The following is a 17,919-nucleotide window of genomic DNA, read 5'->3' on the forward strand; positions in this document are numbered from 1 at the left end:
CGCGCCGGCCCCCTCACCGGCCGCAAATCCGCGCGACGCCGGTGCGCCGGCCGACCTACGGTGAGCCCATGACCAGCCGCACCGACATAGACGTACGTCCCATCACCGAGGCCGACTTCCCCGACTGGAACCGCGCCCTGAACACCGGTTTCCTCATGCCGCCCGCGGTGGCCGCGGCGCAGTTGGAGGCCCGTCGCGAGCAGTTCGTGCCGGGCCGGTCGCTCGGCGCCTTCGACGGGGAGCGCTGTGTGGCGACCTTCCGGTCCTTCGGCCAGGAGGTCACCGCCGTCGGGGGCGCCCTCGTCCAGGCCGACGCGGTCTCCAACGTCACGGTCACCGCGACCCACCGGCGCCGCGGCCTGCTGACCCGGATGATGGCGCGGGACCTGGCGGCGGCGAAGGAGCGCGGGGACGTCGTCGCCACGCTGATCGCGGCCGAGTACCCGATCTACGGCCGGTACGACTTCGGACCCGCCACCACCATGACCGAGTGGGCGGTCGACGTCCCGCGGGCCGGGCTCGACCCGCGCTGGGCGGGCCCGGCGGACGGCGGGCGGATCGACCTGGTGGACGGCGAGGACGTGCGCAAGGCCGGCCCCGGGCTGCACGAGCGGGTGCGCCGGTCCCAGCCGGGCGCGGTCAGCCGCCCCGAGCTGTGGTGGCGGGCGCGGACCGGCGTCGTCAACACCAACGGCACTCCGTGGACCGAGCCCTTCTACGCCGTGTACCGCGCGGCGGACGGCGAGGTCGAGGGCATGGTCTCGTACCGGGCCGACGACCACTGGGGCGACGCCAAGCAGCCGATGGAGACGGCGACCGTCGACTGGCTGCTGGCCGCGACGCCCGCCGCCGAGCGCGCGCTCTGGCACTACCTGTGCTCGATCGACTGGATCACGACGGTGAAGAGCGGCTGGCGGGCCCCCGACGACCTGCTCCCGCACCTCCTGCCGGACCCGCGCGCGGCGAGGATCGTCACGCAGGCGGACTGGCTGTGGGTGCGGATCCTGGACGTCGTGCGGGCGCTGGAGGCGCGGACGTACGAGGGGCGCGGGTCGGTGGTGCTGGAGACCGTGGACCGGGGAGGGCCGGCCGGCGGGCGGTGGCGGCTGGAGGCCGGGCCGGACGGGGCGTCCTGCGCGCCGACCACCGAGAGCGCCCATCTCGTGCTCGACGTGGGCGAGCTGGGGGCGCTGTGGCTGGGCGACGAGTCGGCGGTGCGGCTGGCGGCGCTCGGCCGGGTGCGGGAAGAACGAGCGGGCGCCGCCCGTGTGGTCGACGCCCTGCTGCGTACGTCCAGGCGGCCTTGGTGCCCGGACATGTTCTGAGGCCGCTCCCTTCTGCCGGTGACGGTGGACGTGCGCATCCGTAGCGCGTGCTCTTCGGTTGTGTTGTCGTACCGCTGTTCGGTTGTGGTTGTTGTTCCGTGGTGCCTTCGTGCGGTGGTGCCGACTGACTGTCCGGGCTCCCGGCTCCCCTCCGGAAGGGGGCCCGGACAGCAGTACGTCGGTATCAACCGGACTGGGCGAGCAGCATCACGAGGATCACCGCGCCCACACCGCCGATCATGGTGTTCTTCGCCTTGATGCCGATGGACAGCGCGACGAACGCGATGATGCCCATCGGCCCGTACTTCCATTGCACGAGCTGCTCGAAGCCGATGGCCAGAGCGGCGACGACGATGGCGATGAGCGGCATGGTGGACCCCCTGTTCACCGTGGTGGCCAACCCCCGTAAGGTCCGACCACGTTGCTCAAGTTGGCTGCCAACTTCACTGTACTTATCTCCGCTTGGATGCGTCTCATAACCACCTTTCCGCGAACTGCCCAAAGATGGCGCGAAGTTGTAGTGTTTGGTCGTGGAGCGGGAACATGCCCCCGTCAATGGGCGGGAGAGACCGCAGCGGCCACCGGCAACACATCGCGAGGTGGCCGACGAACTGCGCGCCCGGATCAGGTCCGGTCGGCTGCGGTCGGGCCAGCGCATGCCCACCCAGGCCCAGTTGGCCGAGGAGTTCGGCGTGGAGCGCGGCGTCGTACGCCAGGCCCTGCGCGTCCTCCAGTCGGAACGTCTGCTCACCAATGTGTCCAAGGGGAGCCCCGCGACCGTCGCGCCCGGCCTCCACGGCGCCCCGACCGGCCCTCCGGCGCCGCCGATGCCCACCACCGTCGCCCTCGCGCCACGGATCGCGGAGGCCTTCGCCGCCCCGCACGTGGAGATCGACGCCCTGTGTCTGACCTCCGTCTCCCTGACCCTCGCCCTCGGTGAATCGCTGCGCCAGATCCACGCGGGGCGACTGAAACCGGCCAAGGTCGACGTCCGCGTCCTGCTGCCGAGCCGCGACATCGACCTGGCCTTCCCGGTGCCGGTGGGCGGCGGCGGGGCCGGCGACCCGGTGCACGAGCGGTGGCTGGCCATGCGCAACGCCCAGGGCCAGGTGCTCCGGCACAACCTGCTGAGCCTCAGGGCCACGCACGGCATCGACGTGCGCGTCTCCTTCCGCGCGCTGCCCTTCACCCCGCCGGTGAAGCTCTACCTGCTCAACGGCGAGGAGGCGCTCTTCGCGTACTACACGCTCAGCCGGCGCGAGCGGGAGGTCGGTCACGAGCGGCTGGAGATGTACGACGCGGAGGGCGTCCGCTCGACGCTGTTCGCCTTCGACCAGCGCGGCGGCCTGCGCGACGGCGTGTTCGTGAAGCAGTCCCGGCTGTGGTTCGACGCGCTGTGGGGGACGATCAGCTCGGAGCTGACGCTCACGGGCTGACCGCCCCCGGTCACAGCGCGGGCCCCGCGACCAGGAGGGCCAGCAGGATCGCGCCGGCGGAGCTGACGGACGGGCTCTTCGCCTTGATGCCGATGGTGAGCATGAGCAGTCCGATGATCCCGGTGGCGCCGTACTGCCACTGGACGAACTGCTCGAAGGCGATGACGAAGACCGTGGAGACCAGGGCGAGGACAGGCATGGTGTTTCTCCCCCCTTCGGGAAGTCCGGCACGTTCTGGAAGGTAAACTTCCGCCAACTGGACTAAGTTGGCAACCAACTCTGTCTATGTTGTCCCCACTTGGCGACTACCTATAAACAAGTTTCAAACAACTCCCGGTAGGTAGGTCGAAGTTGTAGCGTTTGGTCGTGACTCAGGAGAACGTGTCCGTGAACGGCAGCAGAAGACTCTCGGCCCAGGAGATCGCCGACGTCCTGCGGGAGCGGATCCGCGGCGGAGACCTCAAGGCGGGCGACCGCCTGCCCACCCAGGCCGAGCTGGCCGACGAGTTCGGCGTGGAGCGCGGCACGGTGCGCCAGGCCCTGCGTGCCCTCCAGGAGGACGGTCTCCTCACCAACGTCAGCAAGGGCAGCCCGCCGCGCATCGCCGAGCCCGCCACCTCCCGGGGCGAGCCGCAGCCGACGATGGTCTCGCTCGGGCCGCGGCTGGCGGCGGCGTTCGCGGCACCGCGCGTGCGGGTCGACGTCGTGTGCCACACCTCGGAGACGCTGATGCTGGCCCTCAGCGAGCCGCTCCGTCTGATCCACGAGGGCCGCATCCGGCCCGAGGCCATCGACTTCCGCGTCCTGATGCCCTCGCGCGACATCGAGCTGGCCTTCCCCGTCCTGGTGGAGGACGAGGAGGACGACCCGGTCCACCAGCGCTGGCTCCAGATGCGCAACGCCCAGGCCCGGGTGCTCCAGCACAACCTGCACGCCGTGCGCTCCACCCACCGCGTCGACGTGCACATCGCCTTCCGCGCCCTGCCGTTCACCCCGCCGATGAAGCTCTACCTGCTCAACGGCGAGGAGGCGCTCTTCGGCTACTACATGCTGACCCGGCGCGAGGAGGAGTACGAGAGCCGGACGCTGGAGATGTACGACGCCCTCGGCTCCCAGTCGCTGCTCTTCTCCTTCCTGAAGCGGGCGGGTCATCGGGACGCCGTGTTCGTGGAGGAATCACAGAAGTGGTTCGACGCCCTCTGGGAAACCATCACCACTGACATGACACTCTCCTAGTGACTCCTGATACGGATCAGACGGAACCGGTGACCGAGCGGGCCGGCGGCCTGGGGGACCTGGTCGGGGGTGCCCGCGTCGTCCTGTGGGACTTCGACGGCCCCATCTGCAGACTGTTCGCGGGATACTCCGCCGACCGGGTGGCGGGCGAACTGGTGGACTGGCTGGAACGGCTGGGCCTCAAGGGGATGCTGACCGAGGAGGAGCAGGTCCACCCCGACCCGCACGTCCTGCTGGGTGCGGTCAACCGCCGGCGCCACGACAGCGACCTGGTCGCCGACTTCGAGGAGCGGCTGACCCGGGAGGAACTGCGCGCCGTACCGACCGCGTGGCCGACCGCGTACGCGGACCCGCTGATCCGCACCTGGGCGGCGCTCGGGGTCGGGCTGGCGGTGACGACCAACAACTCGCCCCGGGTGGTGGGCGAGTACCTCGCCACGCGCGGCCTGCTGGACTGCTTCGCCCCGCACATCTACGGCCGCACCCGGGACCTGCACCTGCTCAAACCCGACCCCTACTGCCTCAACCGCGCCCTCAGCGCCATGGGGGTGGCTCCCGCGCAGGCGCTGATGGTCGGGGACACCACGTCCGACCTCACCGCCGCCCAGCGGGCCGGGGTGCCGTTCCTGGGCTACGCGCGCAACGAGGAGAAGGCGAAGGCCCTCAGGGAGGCGGGCGCGGAGACGGTCGTCGACTCCCTGCAGCCGGTCCTGCGGCTGCTGTGGGAGGACGCGGCGGGGCGGGTGCACGTGTGAGCCGCGGGTGCTGCATGAGCGTGGAACGCGGTGCGGGAGGCGGCAGGGAGTTCGAGCGCGTCCTGGGGGCGCTGCGCGGGCAACTGGCCGACGGCACCTACGGACTGCACGCGACCCTCCCGGCCCAGCGCGAGCCGGCCGGTGCGTTCGGCGTCACGCTCGACACCGTGCAGCGGGTGCTCGGCGAGCTGAAGTCGGAGGGCTGGGTCGAGTCCCGGCAGGGCAGCGGGACCCGGGTGATCAAGCTCCCCATCCACGCGGCGGTCCGCCCGAAGACGGAGCCGGCACCGGTACGGGTCTCGCTCGGCCCCTTCGTCGCACGCGCCTTCGACCGGCCGGACGTGCGGCTCGACGTGTTCACCCTGACCTCGGAGAGCCTGGACGCGCACATCCGGCTCCAGGCGGAACGGATCCGGGCGGAGGAGATCGAGCCCGCCGGCATCACCCTGCGCATGCTGCTGCCCTCTGAGGGACTGGAGCTGCCGTATCCGCGCCCCAGGACGGCCCCGGACGGCCCCGGAGGCGAGGACTCCGCTCAGCGGCTGCGGGAGCGCTTGCAGCTCCGCTTTCGCGACATCACCGAGCGCCACACGGCTTCGCTGGTCGCGGCCCTGCGCGACCTGAGGACCGAGGGGCTGGTGCCGTCCGTGGACGTGGAGGTCCGGCACGTGCCGCTGGTGCCCACCTTCAAGCTCTACCTGCGCCCGGAGGCGGAGGCCCTCCACGGGCCGTACGAAGTCGTGGAGAGGACGATCCTGCTGGACGACGGCACCGAGGTCGAGGCACTGGACGTCCTGGGCCTGGGCTCGGTGCTGACCCGGCACGTGCACGACGAGGGGGACGCGGGCTCGGCGGGCTCGCTGTTCGTGCAGAGCATGCAGGCCTGGTTCGACTCGTGCTGGGAGCTGCTGGCCGACCCGGTCCGACCGGCGAACGTCCATCGGGAGTAGCGGTTCGCCCGTTCCGGTCACCCGAGTTGCCCCTGGGCGTCCCGAATACTGGAGTACTCACAGCGGACCGTGGGACGTGGCTGTACTGTGTGGCCACTTTCTTCGTCGCGGCGGAGATCTGGCGCGTGGCACGTCCCTCCTGGAGCACTCTGTGAGTCGTCCCTCCCCGCTCGGCAGTCCGGCGCTGGAGCGGGCGGCGGACGACGCGTTCGACCGGTTCCTGGCCTCGGCGACGGCGCTCGGGAAGTTCGGCCGGGGGCACCACAACCTGAACTACATGGTGCGGCCGCTGACCGAGGGGGACTCCAGGCTGGTCGCCGCCGAGCGCGGCGCGCGGGTCACCGTACGCAAGCGCATCCCCTCGGCGCTGCCGGTGGTGATCCGCACCTGGCAGGACGAGGCAGACCTGCTCAACCGGATCTGGGGGGTGCTGCACAACGTCCCGCGCTGCCTGGCCAAACACCGCGACGTCGTCGTCCTCAGCTATGTCGAGGGCGTGCCCCTGTCGAGCATCTGCCCCAACGACACGCCGGTCGACCACGACCTGATCGTCGCGCTGGCCGGGCTGCTGGCGGACATGACGCAGGTGCGCCGGCAGCACCTGCCGCCGCTGCCCGCGTACTGGCCGCGGTCGAGCCGGGACGGCGGGGCCTTCCTCAAGGCGCTGGCGTTCGCGGCGGACGAGCAGATCAGGCGGCGCAACCGGGCCGACTTCGGGGGACTGTTCGCCATGCTGGGTATTCCGGAGGACGCCCTGGTCCGGTTCGCCGAGCGGGTGCCCACGCTGGTCAGCCGGCCGTTCAGCCTGGTCCACACGGACCTGCACCGCGACAACGTGATCGTCTCCTACGCCGGGGACCCGCCGCTGATCTGCGTCGACTGGGAGCTGGCCAGCTACGGCGACCCCCTGCACGACCTCGCCACGCACCTGGTGCGGATGCGCTACCCCGACCACCAGTGGCCGGAGGTCGTCGAGGCCTGGCGCAAGGTGATGGGGGAGCGGCGCGGCAAGGCGGTCAACGGCCTGGACCGGGATCTGAGGCACTACGTCGCCTTCGAGCGGGCCCAGTCGGTCTATCCGGACGTCATGCGGGCGGCGAAGTCGCTGGGGGACTCCTTCGACCAGCGCGACCTGGACGCCGCGACCCGGGCGGTGCGCAGGGCGCTGCTGGCGGCCGAAGAACCGTTGCGGCTCAAGAGCGTGCCGGACGAGCCGGCCATCGAGCGCATCCTCTTCCGGTGGCACGAGTCCCGGGGGGTGCGGTCCAGCCGCGAACGGAAGCTGTCCCAGATCGTGTGGCAGCGCGACCAGCGGGTGCCGGTCCGTGGTGACTTCCCCCTGTGGGCGGTCAGCCGGGCGCTGCTCGAGGAGGGTGCGGCCTCCGCCGAGCGGGTCTTCAAGGGGACGGCCCACCAGAACACGGTCGTGAACGTCGAGGGCGTCGACCTTCCCGTCGTGGTGCGGCGCAAGGTCGCCATCAAGGAAACCCGGGAACGCAGGTTCCTCAGCGAACACGCCGTCCTGGGGGCGATCGAGACCTCCGGGGCTCGCGTACGGGCACCGCGCGTCCTGGCCCTGGGCACCAGTGGGCTGAGCGAGCTGTTCACCATCCACTCCTACGAGGGCCCGGCGGACGGCTTCGGTCCGCCGGAGCACCCGGCACAGGGGTTGAGTCCGTACGAGGCGGACGACCTGGTGGACCAACTGGGCGAGCTGACCCAGGTCGATTGCGGAGCGCTGGACCCCCTGAACAGGGCCGCCTTCTTCCCGTTTCTGCGCGGTGAGCTGGTCCGGCTGGTGGGCGAGCTGCCCAAGGCGACGATGGAACTGGCCCAGGAACTCGGGCTGCCGGACAACGTGCGACTGGGGCAGATTCTCACCCGCCACACCCTGAGCCGACGCAGTCCCGTGCTGCTCCACGGCGACCTCAACCCCTGGAATCTGGTGCGCCGACCGGACCGGGGTGGTCTGACGCTGATCGACTGGGAGATGGCGATGGTGGGCGATCCCCTGTACGACCTCGTGCGCCACATGCACCTGACCCCCACCCGGCCCGAGATCCGGGACCGGATGTTCCGTCGCTGGGAGCGTCGGCTGCCCCTCGACTGCACCCGCGACTGGCAGGCCGACTGGCGGGTGTACCGGTGGATCGAGACCGTCCGCTCCGCCTACATCGATCTCGACCGCCTGGTGACCCGCGCGAGCCTGGACGCCCCCAACGTCAAGCGCGCCGTCCAGAGCTACGCGATGACCCTGGCCGAGGCCACGGCGGCCCTGGGGCTGCCGGACAAGTCCATGGCCAATCCCTATCTCGCCCGCGCACTGCCGCACGGCGGAGAACCGAGCGCGAGCACGGTCAGGTTGCCGGCGGACGTCTGATCCGCCACCGGCACTTCGAGGCGGCGCCCTCGGCGTAGGGTCGTCGCATGGTGGAGAGCGGGCTGCGGGAGCGGAAGAGGCAGCGGACGTTGCAGGTGCTGTCGGACGTCGCCGTCGGGCTCTTCCTGGAGAAGGGGTTCGACGCGGTGTCCGTCGCGGAGGTGGCCGCCGCGGCCGAGGTGTCCAAGCCGACGCTCTTCCGGTACTTCCCGGCGAAGGAGGACCTCGTCCTGCACCGCATCGCCGACCACGAGGACGAGGCGGCGCGGGTCGCGGGGCAGGGGCCGGATCCGCTCGACGCGCTGCGGCTCCACTTCCTGGCGGGTCTGGAGCAGGGCGACCCGGTGACCGGGCTCAACGACCGTCCCGCCGTACTGGACTTCCACCGGCTGCTCTACGGCACGCCCGCCCTCGTCGCCCGGATGCACACGCAGCTCGAACGGTCCGAGGCCGCCCTCGCGCGGGTGCTCGGCGGTGATCTGGAGGCCCGGCTGGCCGCCGGTCAGATCATCGCCGTACAGCGGATCCTCGCGCTGGAGAACTGGCGGCGGATCGCGGCCGGGGAGCGGGTGGCGGACGTGCGGCCGGACGCGGTGGCGGCGGCGGAGCGGGCGTTCGGGGGGCTGGCGGCCGGGCTGCCGGGCTTGGCTGTTACTCGGTAAGTAATTTAACTCGGTTACGTAATCCGGTACGGTTGCTGGAATGACGTCGACCGAGCCCGCTCTCCAGCACGCCCTCGCCCTCGAACGCGCCCACCACGAGCACTGCCGGGACGTCCTCGCCGCCATGGTCGACGGGGCCCGGGAGCACGTCGTCACCGGCGAGGAGGTCTCCGCCTCCGGCGCCGACGCCGAGGTGCTGGGGTACCGGCTGCGCAGCCGGGCCAAGGAACTGCGCGAGCTGCCCGAGGGCCCGCTGTTCTTCGGGCGGCTGGACTTCGCGGAAGCGCAAGCGGAGGCGGAAGCGGAAGCGAGGGTGGAAGCGGGGGCGGAAGCGGAAGCGTCGGAGGCCGAGGCGCCGGTGCTGCATCTCGGGCGGCTGCGGATCAGCGAGCATCCCGCCTCCCCGCCCCTCGTCGTCGACTGGCGCGCCCCCGTCTCCCGCGCCTTCTACCAGGCCACCGCGGGCGACCCCCGGGGCGTCGCCGTCCGCCGCCGTTTCGGCTGGGCGCCCGGCAGCCGCGGGGACTCGGCCGACCTCACCGGGCTGGAGGACGAGCACCTCGGGCGCGGCGAGTCCCGGGCCAGTGCCCTCGTCGCCCGGGAGATCGAGCGGCCCCGCGTCGGACCCATGCGGGACATTGCCGCCACCATCCAGCCCGAGCAGGACGACCTCGTCCGGGCCGGCCTCACCACCACCCTCTGCGTCCAGGGTGCCCCGGGCACCGGCAAGACCGCCGTCGGCCTGCACCGGGCCGCGTACCTCCTCTACACCCACCCGCAGCGCATCCGGCGCGGCGGCATGCTGATCCTCGGCCCCAACCCCGCCTTCCTCTCCTACATCGCCGAGGTGCTCCCCGCCCTCGGCGAGACCGGCGTACGGCAGTCCACCCTCCCGGCGGAGATCGCCCGGCACCCGGTCACCGGCACCGACGGCGAGCGGACCGCCGCCGTCAAGCACGACGCCCGGACGGCCGAGGTGCTGCGCCGCGCCCTGTACGCGCGCGTGGCGCCCGAGGCGGCCGGCGACCTCGTCGTGCCGGACGGGGCCGCCCGCCGGCGCGTCCCGGCCGACGCGCTGGCCCGGATTGTCGCGGACGTGCGCGAGGAGGAGCCGCCGTACACCGTGGGGCGCGAGCGGGTGCGCGCCCGGATCGTGCGGTACGTCCAGGACCGGGCCGAACGGCGCGGCGGACCCCGCCCGCCCGCCTGGGTGCGCCGTGTCGAACGGGCCCGGCCGGTCGGCGCCCACCTCGACGCGGTGTGGCCCCGGGTGCGTCCGGAGGAGGTCGTCGCGGGGCTGCTCGGCGACCCCGGCGCCCTGGCGCGGGCCGCCGAAGGGCTGCTGGACGGCGACGAGCAGCGGGCGCTGCTGTGGCCCACGGGGGCGCCGCGGTCGTGGCGGTCGGCGCGCTGGTCCGCCGCCGACCTGGTCCTCCTCGACGAGGTGGCCGGGCTCCTCGAACATCCCGAGGGCTACGGCCACATCGTCGTCGACGAGGCCCAGGACCTCTCCCCGATGGAGTGCCGGGCGATCGCCCGCCGCTGCACCTTCGGCTCGCTCACCGTCCTCGGCGACCTCGCCCAGGGCACCACGCCGTGGGCCGCGCGGTCCTGGGCCGGGACCCTCGCCCACCTGGGCCGGCCGGACGCCGTCGTGGTGCCGCTGACCACCGGGTTCCGGGTGCCCCGGGAGGTCGTGGGCCTCGCCAACCGGCTGCTGGCCCGGCTGGACGTGGACGTACCGCCGGCCCGTTCACTGCGCGGCGACGGCGAGCTGACCCTGCGCGAGGTGGCTCCCGGCGCGGTGCCGGGGGCGGTCGTGGAGGCCGTACGGCACGCGCTCACCCGGGAGGGCTCGGTGGGTGTCGTCGCCGCCGACACGGACGTGCCCCGCCTGCGGGAGGCCCTCGGCGCGGCCGGGATCGAAACGGCCGGCCCGGAGGTGCCCGGCGCCCGGGCGGCCCTGCTGCCCGCGAGCGTCGTCAAGGGCCTGGAGTACGACCACGTCGTCGCCGTCGAACCGGCGGCGATCGCGGCGGCGGAGGGCCCCTCGGGGCGGGGCCTGCACCGCCTCTACGTGGTGCTCACCCGTGCGGTCTCCCGGCTGGACGTGGTGCACGGGCGGCCCCTGCCGTTCTGACCCCCCGGTGCGGGAGTCAGCGCCGGCTGATCACGTCCGCGACCCGGGTGTACCCGTCCGTGCCGTGCCCGAGCGCGATGACCCGCCGGGCCTGCCCCTCGATCACGCGCATCAGGCTCGCGTCGATGCCGTGCGCCTCGGAGGCGTGGACGATGTGCGCCATGGTCGACGCGGCCGAGGTGACCGGGTTCAGCTCGCCCGAGTACGTACCGGCGTCGGTGTCGGCGGCGAATTCGGTGAACAGCGGCGGCAGGATCGCGGCGATGCCCTGCGCGAAGGGGGCGAGTTCGGCGCCGGTGACACCCTCCGCCCGGGCCAGCGCGAGGGCGTGCGTGTAACCCGCCATCGCCGTCCAGAAGATGTCGAGCAGGGCGACGTCGTAGGCAGCGGCCCGCCCCGCGTCCTCGCCCAGGTGGGTGTGGCTGCCGCCGAGCGCCGCCAGCACGGGCCGGTGCTCCCCGTACAGCTCCTCGGCACCGCTGTACAGGAACACCGCGTCGTCCGTGCCGATGGCCGGCGTCGGGGTCATGATCGCGCCGTCCAGGTAGCGGATGCCGTGCCGCCCGGCCCACTCGGCCGTGTCCCGGGCGCGCTCGGGGGTGTCGGCGCTCAGGTTCACCACCGTACGGCCCTTGAGCGCGGCGGCGACGGGCTCCTGGCGCAGTACGGCGTCCGAGGCGTCGTAGTTCACCACACAGACGACGGTCAGCGGCGAGGCGGCGACCGCCTCCTCGGCCGACGCCGCCACGGCGGCGCCGCGGGCGGCGAGGTCGCCGTCCCGGCCAGCGGTGCGGTTCCAGACGGTGGTCCGCAGCCCGGCCTCCAGGAACGCGGCGGCCAGCGCCCGTCCCATGGGACCGAGCCCGAGAACAGTGACGGCGGCGGCAGAACGGTCGGTGTGCATGGCCATGTGATGAACTCCCCTGATGTAATGAGAAATTGGTGTAAGCGAGGGTCGTGTCGCACGTGTCGCACGTGCCGCCGCGGCGGTTGACGGCCGAAGGCTGACGGAAGGGATACGGCATGGCGCACCGACGCCAGGACGCGAACACCTGCGGAGTGACCGCCGCGATCGCCGTGATCGAGGGCAGGTGGAAGACCACGCTGCTGTGGCTGCTGGAGTCCGGCCCGCGCCGCCCGGCCGAACTGCGGCGGCTGGTGCCCGGCCTCAGCGAGAAGGTGCTGACCCAGGCGCTGCGCGAGATGGAGGCGGACGGGCTCGTGGACCGGCGGGTGTACGACGTGCTTCCGCTGAAGACCGAGTACTCCCTCACCGGCTTCGGCCGTGATCTCGCCGAGGCGCTCTCTCCTCTCTCCGACTGGGGCCACCGGCGCATGGCCAGGCAGGCCGGCCCGGACGCCGCCGCCCGCACGACTCCCTGACGTCCACCCGCCTCATCAGCTTCGGCGCGGCGGGCGCCGCTGCCAAGTACGCACAAAAAAGTGGGTGGGTGGGCCGGATGGCTCACTATTGCAAGCAGCTTGCTTGCAATAGTTAGCAAGGTCGGGCATGGTGGAGGCATGGCCTCGCTCAACGTCGGCAATCTCGGTGAGTACCTGCGCGAGCAGCGGCGCAACGCGCAGCTGTCGTTGCGGCAGCTCGCCGATGCCGCGGGCGTGTCCAACCCGTACCTGAGTCAGATCGAGCGCGGGCTGCGCAAGCCGAGCGCGGAGGTGCTCCAGCAGGTCGCCAAGGCGCTGCGCATCTCCGCCGAGACGCTGTACGTCCGCGCGGGGATCCTCGACGCCGAGCGGGACCGGGACGACGTGGAGACGCGCGCGGTCATCCTCGCCGACCCCTCGTTGAACGAGGGACAGAAGCAGGTCCTGCTCCAGGTCTACGAGTCCTTCCGCAGGGAGAACGGGTTCGGGACCGATGCGGACGGCGACGGCTCCGTCATACCGGGCCCGCCGACCGCCGAAGCACCACAAAACCCTCAGTAATACGTCATTCCGGAGGACCAGCATCATGGCCATCACCGACGACCTGCGCAAGACCCTCAGCGACCCCACCCCGCTCTACTTCGCCGCGGGCACCGCCGACCTGGCCTTCCAGCAGGCCAAGAAGGTGCCGGTGCTGGTGGAGCAGCTGCGCACCGAGGCGCCGGCGCGTATCGACGCCGTGCGCAACACCGACCCGAAGGCCGTCCAGGAGCGGGCGACGGCTCGGGTCAAGGAGACCCAGGGGACCCTCCAGGCCAAGGCCAACGAGCTGTTCGGCAACCTCGACGCCGACTTCAAGAAGCTCGGCGAGAGCGCCCAGGACCTCGCGCTGCGCTCGGTCGGCGTGGCCGCCGAGTACGCCGTCAAGGCCCGCGAGACCTACGAGAAGGTCGCCGAGCGCGGCGAGCACGCGGTGCGCACCTGGCGCGGCCAGGCCGCCGACGGCATCGAGGACATCGCCGAGGACGTGGAGGAGCTGGCCGTCGCCGTCGAGCCGGCGAAGCCCAAGCCCGCCCCGTCCGAGCCCGTCCGGGTCACGGACGACAAGGCCGCCGCCGCGAAGAAGACCCCGGCTCCGCGCAAGGCCCCGGCCAAGAAGGCCCCCGCCGCCAAGAAGACGACCCCGCCCGCCAAGTAGGCGGCGGAGCGGTCACCGGGAGCGGGCCGGGCACCCTTGGGGTGTCCGGCCCGTTCTCCGGGTACGGTGACCGCGTAATGACGACCCGATTCTGGTGGTGGACGTTGTGCTGATGCAGGGTTTCGCAGGCTTCATGTGGCTGCTGAGCATCGCCCTGATCCTTTTCAGCGGCTTCGCTTTGATCGACGCCGCCACGCGCCGCGAGGACGCCTACCGCGCGGCCGACAAGAAGACCAAGCCCTTCTGGCTGATCATCCTCGGGCTCGCCTTCGTGGTGAACCTGATCTTCAACATCCTGTCGTTCCTGCCGATCATCGGCCTCATCGCGACCATCGTGTACATGGTCGACGTGCGGCCCGCGCTGCGCGGACTGCCGGGCGGCGGCCGCAGCACCCGTCGCGGCTCCAGCAGCGACGGCCCCTACGGCCCGTACAACGGCGGCCGCTGACCGGCCCGACCGGGGCCCCACCCCGCGCGGCGCGCGGTCGCCGGGACCGGGCGGCTCAGGCCGTCCGGTCCAGCAGGACCACCGCCAGGTCGTCCGCCAGCTCGCCGCCGTTCAGCTCGCGCACCTCGTTGACGGTCGCCCGCAGCAACTGCTCGCCCTGCAGCCCCTCGGCGAACTGGCGGCGGACCATCTCCACCATGCCGTCCTGGCCCAGCCGCTCCCGGCCCTCGCCGATGTGGCCCTCGATCAGGCCGTCGGTGTAGAGCATCAGGCTCCACTCGGCACCCAGCTCCACCTGCATGCGCGGCCAGCGGGCTCCCGGCAGCAGACCCAGCGCCGGGCCGTTGTTGTCGTACGGCAGCAGCCGTGCGGGCCGGCCAGGGGCGGCGACCAGCGGGGATGGGTGCCCGGCCAGGCACAGGCCGGCCCGGCGGCCGTCCGGGGAGATGTCCACCGCGCACAGCGTCGCGAAGATCTCGTCGTCGGCGCGCTCGTGCTCCAGCACTTGCTGAAGGGTGCCGAGCAGCTCGTCGCCGCAGAGCCCCGCCAACGTCAGCGCACGCCACGCGATCCGCAGCTCCACGCCGAGCGCCGCCTCGTCCGGGCCGTGCCCGCAGACATCGCCGATCATGGCGTGCACGGTGCCGTCGGGGGTGCGCACGACGTCGTAGAAGTCACCGCCGAGCAGCGCCCGGGAACGGCCCGGGCGGTACCGGGCGGCGAAACGCAGCGAGGAGCCCGCGAGCAGCGGGGTCGGCAGCAGGCCGCGCTCGAGACGGCGGTTCTCCTGCGCCCGCAGCCGGCCCTCGGCCAGGCGCCGCTCCGCGAAGTCGGACCGCTTGCGCTCCACGGCGTACCGGATCGCCCGGCTCAGCAGGCGGCCGTCCAGCTCGTCGCGGAACAGGTAGTCCTGGGCGCCGACCGCCACGGCCTCCGCGCCGCGCTCGGCGTCGCTGGAGGAGGTGAGCGCGAGCACGGCGTGCCGGGGCGCCAGCTCCAGTACGTGCCTGAGCACCGCCAGCTCGTCGTGGCCCTCCCCGCTCCCGTCGCCGTCGGTGTCCGCGTGGGCGCGGGCCGGGGCCGGAGCCGGCAGGGCGAGGTCCAGCAGGATGCAGTGGACGTCGTCGGTCAGCAGCCGCTCGGCCTCGGTGAGGTTGCGGGCGGTGCGGACGCGGATCGGCTTGCCGGTCTGGTCGATCAGGTCGGGCACGATCGGCGAGCCGGCCGGATCGTCCTCGATCAGCAGCAGCGTCAGGTTCGTGGGGATGGTGCTCCCACGGCGGCTGGTGGGGTTCTCGCTCTTCTCCGTCGTGTTCTCTCGCTGACTGGTGGGGTTGTCGGCCGGGTTCGTCCCGGGCGGGGCCTGTTCCTTGGAAGGGCCGCTGTCCGGGGACGCGGCGGGCGCCTGACCACACTCCACGGCCGGGATCGCCCTCTGCCGCGGTACGGGTACGGGCATTGTCTTGGTTTCCTTCCCTCCCCCCGAGGGCATGGCGGGGCGAAGGACCTCGACCCACCGACGGGGACCATAACGGGTGACGGCACCGCTGCGGAATGGTCCAGCACACGCCGGTCCGCCATCGGCCACTGTCATATGCCGCGTTATCGGCCGCAGTTGGACAGGTCGCCCCCCGACCGGGGATGACGAACGTCACGCGGGGGGTGCGCCGGGCGTGCGGTGGGTCACGTGGCCCGCTTCACGTCCCCGGCGCGTCGCGCGTGGCCCGGGTCACTGATCCGGTGTCGCCGGGTCCGGCCGGACCACCCCGAGGATCGGCATCGTGCCCGCTCCGGCGATCGTGATCGAGCGCCCCGGGCGCGGGGCGTGCACCATGGAGCCGTCGCCGACGTACATGCCGACGTGGCTGGCGTCGTCGAAGTAGATGATCAGGTCGCCGGGGCGCATGTCCTCGACGTCGACGCGCTTCAGCTGCTTCCACTGCTCCTGCGAGGTGCGCGGGATCGTCTGTCCGGCCGCGATCCAGGCCTGGGAGGTCAGACCGGAGCAGTCGTAGGACGTGGGGCCCTCGGCGCCCCACTGGTACGGCTTGCCGATCTGGGCGGTGGCGTACTCGACCGCCTTCCGTCCCCGCTCGGTCGCCTCGCGGTCGAGGTCCTTGAGGATGCCGGAGTCGAGCCAGGCGGTCTGGGCCTTGGCCTGGGCCTCCCGCTCCAGCTTGGCGAGGCGCTCCTTCTCCTCCTGGGCCAGCTCGGACTCCAGCTTCTCGGCCGCCGCGATCTGCTTCTCGATCTTCTTCTGGGCGGTGGCCTTGGTCTTGCGGTTCGCCTCCAGCTTCTTGAAGCGGGCGGAGGCGTCCGCCGCGTAGGTCTTCAGGTCCTCCTGCGCGCGGGACAACTCGCCGAGCAGGCCCTTGGTCGCCCGCTGGCCCTGGAGCACCCGGCCGCTGCCGTCCAGGAAGTCGCCCGGGTCGTCGCTGAGCATCAGCTTGGCCTCGTCGGGCAGGCCGCCGGTGCGGTACTGGGCGCGGGCCGCGGCGCCGGCGCGGTCCTTGAGCCGGTCCAGCTTCTCCTGGCCCTGGACGATCTTCTTGGCAAGCTCGACGATCTCGGCGTTCTGCTGCTCGGCCTTCTCCTCGGCGGCGTTGTACTCGTCCGTGGCCAGGGCGGCCGCGCGGTAGAGCGAGTCGAGCTTCTTGCGCACGGCCTCCAGGTCCTTGGCGCGCCCGGGGTCCGGGGCGGGGGAGGCGGGGGAGGCGCTGGGCGTGCCCCGTGACGGTGTGGGGCCGGGGTCCGCGAACGCGGTGCCCGGTGCCGCGAGCACGGTGACCGCGCAGACCACGGTCACGGCAGCGGTCATCAAGCCATGCTTCCCCGTACGCATACCTCGCCCCCAAACTGGTTAACCGTCAGTAACATAGCGTCCGGGGGATCGTGCCATGCCGGCGCGGAAAGCGACAGAGGCCGCGCTTCCCTCCTGCTTCCCCTCTTCTACCGCGCCGTACGACGATTCCCCCGGTGTGTGACGAACGCCGCGCGGAGATCGTTCCCGCCGGGCCCGTGTCCCCGGTCCGGCCGGCCCCCGCCGCCCGCGGATTCAGCCGCGTGGTGCCAACGCCTCCCAGCGCACCGTCACTTCGCCCTGGCGCCAGCGCGCCGGTCCGTCCGTCACCGGCCAGTCGGCCGTCAGATCCCGCACCGCGCGCATCCAGCGCTGGCGGGCGCCGTAAGAGGCGTAGGGCGCGGCGGCGGCCCAGGCGCGGTCGAAGTCGCGCAGGAAGGCGTGCACGGGCTCGCCGGGGACGTTGCGGTGGATGAGCGCCTTCGGCAGCCGCTCGGCCAGGTCGGAGGGGCGGTCCAGGGAGCCGAGGCGGGTCGCGAGGGTGACCGTGCGAGGACCCTCGGGACCCAGCGCCACCCACACGTGCCGGCGCCCGATCTCGTCGCAGGTGCCCTCGACCAGGAGCCCTCCGCGCGAGTGCCCTGACGCCGGCGCGAGCCGCGCGCACAGCCGCCGCCAGACGGCGGCCACCTCGTCCTCGTCGTACTGGCGCAGCACGTTCGCCGCGCGGATCAGCGACGGGGGCGGGGAGACGGGCACCTCGAAGCCGCCGTGCCGGAAGACGAGCCCCGCGCGTGCGTACGGTTCGGCCGCCGCCACCCGGGCCGGGTCGATCTCGACGCCCACCACGCGCGCGTGCGGGGCGACGGTGCGCAGGCGGTGCAACAGCTCGACGGCCGTCCAGGGGGCGGCGCCGTAGCCGAGGTCGACGGCGACCGGGTCGGCGGCGCGGCGCAGTTCGGCGCCGTGCGTGGCCGTGATCCAACGGTCCATGCGGCGTAGGCGGTTCGGGTTCGTGGTCCCGCGCGTGACCGTGCCCAGGGGGCGGGGGGCGCGGGGAGGTGGCATGTGTACGAGGGTATGCGGCCGGGCGGGGGCGCGGTTCCGGGTGGCCGGGTGGTCGGGTGGTCGGGTGGCCGGGTGGTCGGCGGCTTGACTGGCTAATGGCGTTAGCCTTACTGTCCCTTGTGGCTAATGACGTTAGCC

The 17,919-nt window shown here is 72.4% G+C and carries 18 protein-coding genes; 12 read left to right on the forward strand and 6 right to left on the reverse strand.

The features are described from left to right. The first annotated feature begins 68 nt into the window (after positions 1–68). Positions 69–1,325 (forward strand): GNAT family N-acetyltransferase, encoded by a 1,257-nt coding sequence (locus ACFW01_RS24890; protein WP_384506708.1) that lies wholly within the window; start codon positions 69–71, stop codon positions 1,323–1,325. A gap of 184 nt (positions 1,326–1,509) precedes the next feature. Here ACFW01_RS24890 and ACFW01_RS24895 read toward each other — a convergent pair whose 3' ends face one another. After that, positions 1,510–1,695: a hypothetical protein gene (locus ACFW01_RS24895; protein ID WP_003974784.1), complete on the reverse strand. Its 186-nt coding sequence runs from the start codon at positions 1,693–1,695 to the stop codon at positions 1,510–1,512. A 154-nt stretch (positions 1,696–1,849) separates the two neighbouring features. Between ACFW01_RS24895 and ACFW01_RS24900 the strand changes: the two genes are divergently transcribed. After that, entirely contained in the window at positions 1,850–2,761 is a 912-nt protein-coding gene (locus ACFW01_RS24900; protein ID WP_234956990.1) for a GntR family transcriptional regulator, read from the forward strand. Between the two features lie 10 nt (positions 2,762–2,771). Here the strand turns inward: ACFW01_RS24900 and ACFW01_RS24905 are convergent, their stop codons facing one another. Continuing rightward, positions 2,772–2,960 carry a hypothetical protein gene (locus tag ACFW01_RS24905; protein WP_384506713.1) on the reverse strand — a complete coding sequence of 63 codons (189 nt, stop codon included), beginning with the start codon at positions 2,958–2,960 and terminating at the stop codon, positions 2,772–2,774. 161 nt (positions 2,961–3,121) lie between these two features. On the opposite strand from ACFW01_RS24905, the gene ACFW01_RS24910 reads away from it, so the two are divergent. The 6 genes from ACFW01_RS24910 (at position 3,122) to ACFW01_RS24935 (ending at position 10,884) form a co-directional block, all read left to right on the forward strand. After that, the gene (locus tag ACFW01_RS24910) at positions 3,122–3,997 is read left to right on the forward strand and encodes a winged helix-turn-helix domain-containing protein (RefSeq protein ID WP_234956992.1); all 876 of its coding nucleotides are present in this window, start codon (positions 3,122–3,124) and stop codon (positions 3,995–3,997) included. After that, positions 3,997–4,752 carry an HAD family hydrolase gene (locus ACFW01_RS24915; RefSeq protein WP_234956993.1) on the forward strand — a complete coding sequence of 252 codons (756 nt, stop codon included), beginning with the start codon at positions 3,997–3,999 and terminating at the stop codon, positions 4,750–4,752. Before ACFW01_RS24910 ends, ACFW01_RS24915 begins: the two co-directional genes overlap by 1 nt. A 14-nt stretch (positions 4,753–4,766) precedes the next feature. Beyond that, positions 4,767–5,702, forward strand: a complete 936-nt coding sequence (locus ACFW01_RS24920) for a GntR family transcriptional regulator (protein ID WP_384506717.1) — start codon at positions 4,767–4,769, stop codon at positions 5,700–5,702. A gap of 277 nt (positions 5,703–5,979) precedes the next feature. Beyond that, on the forward strand, positions 5,980–8,082 hold the full coding sequence (locus ACFW01_RS24925) for an aminoglycoside phosphotransferase family protein (RefSeq protein ID WP_234957294.1): 2,103 nt from the start codon (positions 5,980–5,982) through the stop codon (positions 8,080–8,082). Between the two features lie 47 nt (positions 8,083–8,129). Continuing rightward, complete coding sequence (locus ACFW01_RS24930) at positions 8,130–8,744, forward strand: TetR family transcriptional regulator (protein ID WP_234956995.1); 615 nt, start codon at positions 8,130–8,132, stop codon at positions 8,742–8,744. Positions 8,745–8,784: 40 nt separating this feature from the next. Beyond that, complete coding sequence (locus ACFW01_RS24935; protein WP_384506721.1) at positions 8,785–10,884, forward strand: HelD family protein; 2,100 nt, start codon at positions 8,785–8,787, stop codon at positions 10,882–10,884. 16 nt (positions 10,885–10,900) lie between these two features. On the opposite strand, the gene ACFW01_RS24940 is transcribed toward ACFW01_RS24935, so the two are convergent. Next, complete coding sequence (locus tag ACFW01_RS24940) at positions 10,901–11,794, reverse strand: NAD(P)-dependent oxidoreductase (protein WP_384506724.1); 894 nt, start codon at positions 11,792–11,794, stop codon at positions 10,901–10,903. A gap of 113 nt (positions 11,795–11,907) precedes the next feature. Here ACFW01_RS24940 and ACFW01_RS24945 point away from each other — a divergent pair, with 113 nt between their 5' ends. From ACFW01_RS24945 to ACFW01_RS24960, 4 genes are all read left to right on the forward strand, one after another. Then, positions 11,908–12,267 carry a winged helix-turn-helix transcriptional regulator gene (locus ACFW01_RS24945; RefSeq protein ID WP_384506727.1) on the forward strand — a complete coding sequence of 120 codons (360 nt, stop codon included), beginning with the start codon at positions 11,908–11,910 and terminating at the stop codon, positions 12,265–12,267. 138 nt (positions 12,268–12,405) lie between these two features. Then, positions 12,406–12,828, forward strand: coding sequence for a helix-turn-helix transcriptional regulator (locus tag ACFW01_RS24950; protein ID WP_234956999.1), 423 nt, complete (start codon positions 12,406–12,408; stop codon positions 12,826–12,828). A gap of 25 nt (positions 12,829–12,853) precedes the next feature. Continuing rightward, positions 12,854–13,465, forward strand: coding sequence for a hypothetical protein (locus ACFW01_RS24955; protein ID WP_384506731.1), 612 nt, complete (start codon positions 12,854–12,856; stop codon positions 13,463–13,465). A gap of 112 nt (positions 13,466–13,577) precedes the next feature. Continuing rightward, a complete protein-coding gene (locus tag ACFW01_RS24960) occupies positions 13,578–13,913 on the forward strand; it encodes a DUF2516 family protein (RefSeq protein WP_161342092.1) in 336 nt (111 codons plus the stop codon). 55 nt (positions 13,914–13,968) lie between these two features. Here the strand turns inward: ACFW01_RS24960 and ACFW01_RS24965 are convergent, their stop codons facing one another. The 3 genes from ACFW01_RS24965 to ACFW01_RS24975 form a co-directional block, all read right to left on the reverse strand. Continuing rightward, complete coding sequence (locus ACFW01_RS24965; protein ID WP_234957001.1) at positions 13,969–15,372, reverse strand: response regulator; 1,404 nt, start codon at positions 15,370–15,372, stop codon at positions 13,969–13,971. Positions 15,373–15,642: 270 nt separating this feature from the next. Then, a complete protein-coding gene (locus ACFW01_RS24970) occupies positions 15,643–16,755 on the reverse strand; it encodes a C40 family peptidase (RefSeq protein WP_234957002.1) in 1,113 nt (370 codons plus the stop codon). 213 nt (positions 16,756–16,968) lie between these two features. Further along, on the reverse strand, positions 16,969–17,781 hold the full coding sequence (locus tag ACFW01_RS24975; RefSeq protein WP_234957003.1) for a class I SAM-dependent methyltransferase: 813 nt from the start codon (positions 17,779–17,781) through the stop codon (positions 16,969–16,971). Positions 17,782–17,919: the final 138 nt, after the last annotated feature.

The organism is Streptomyces sp. NPDC058985, assembly GCF_042740985.1.
In the GTDB taxonomy this organism is placed as follows: Bacteria; Actinomycetota; Actinomycetes; order Streptomycetales; family Streptomycetaceae; genus Streptomyces.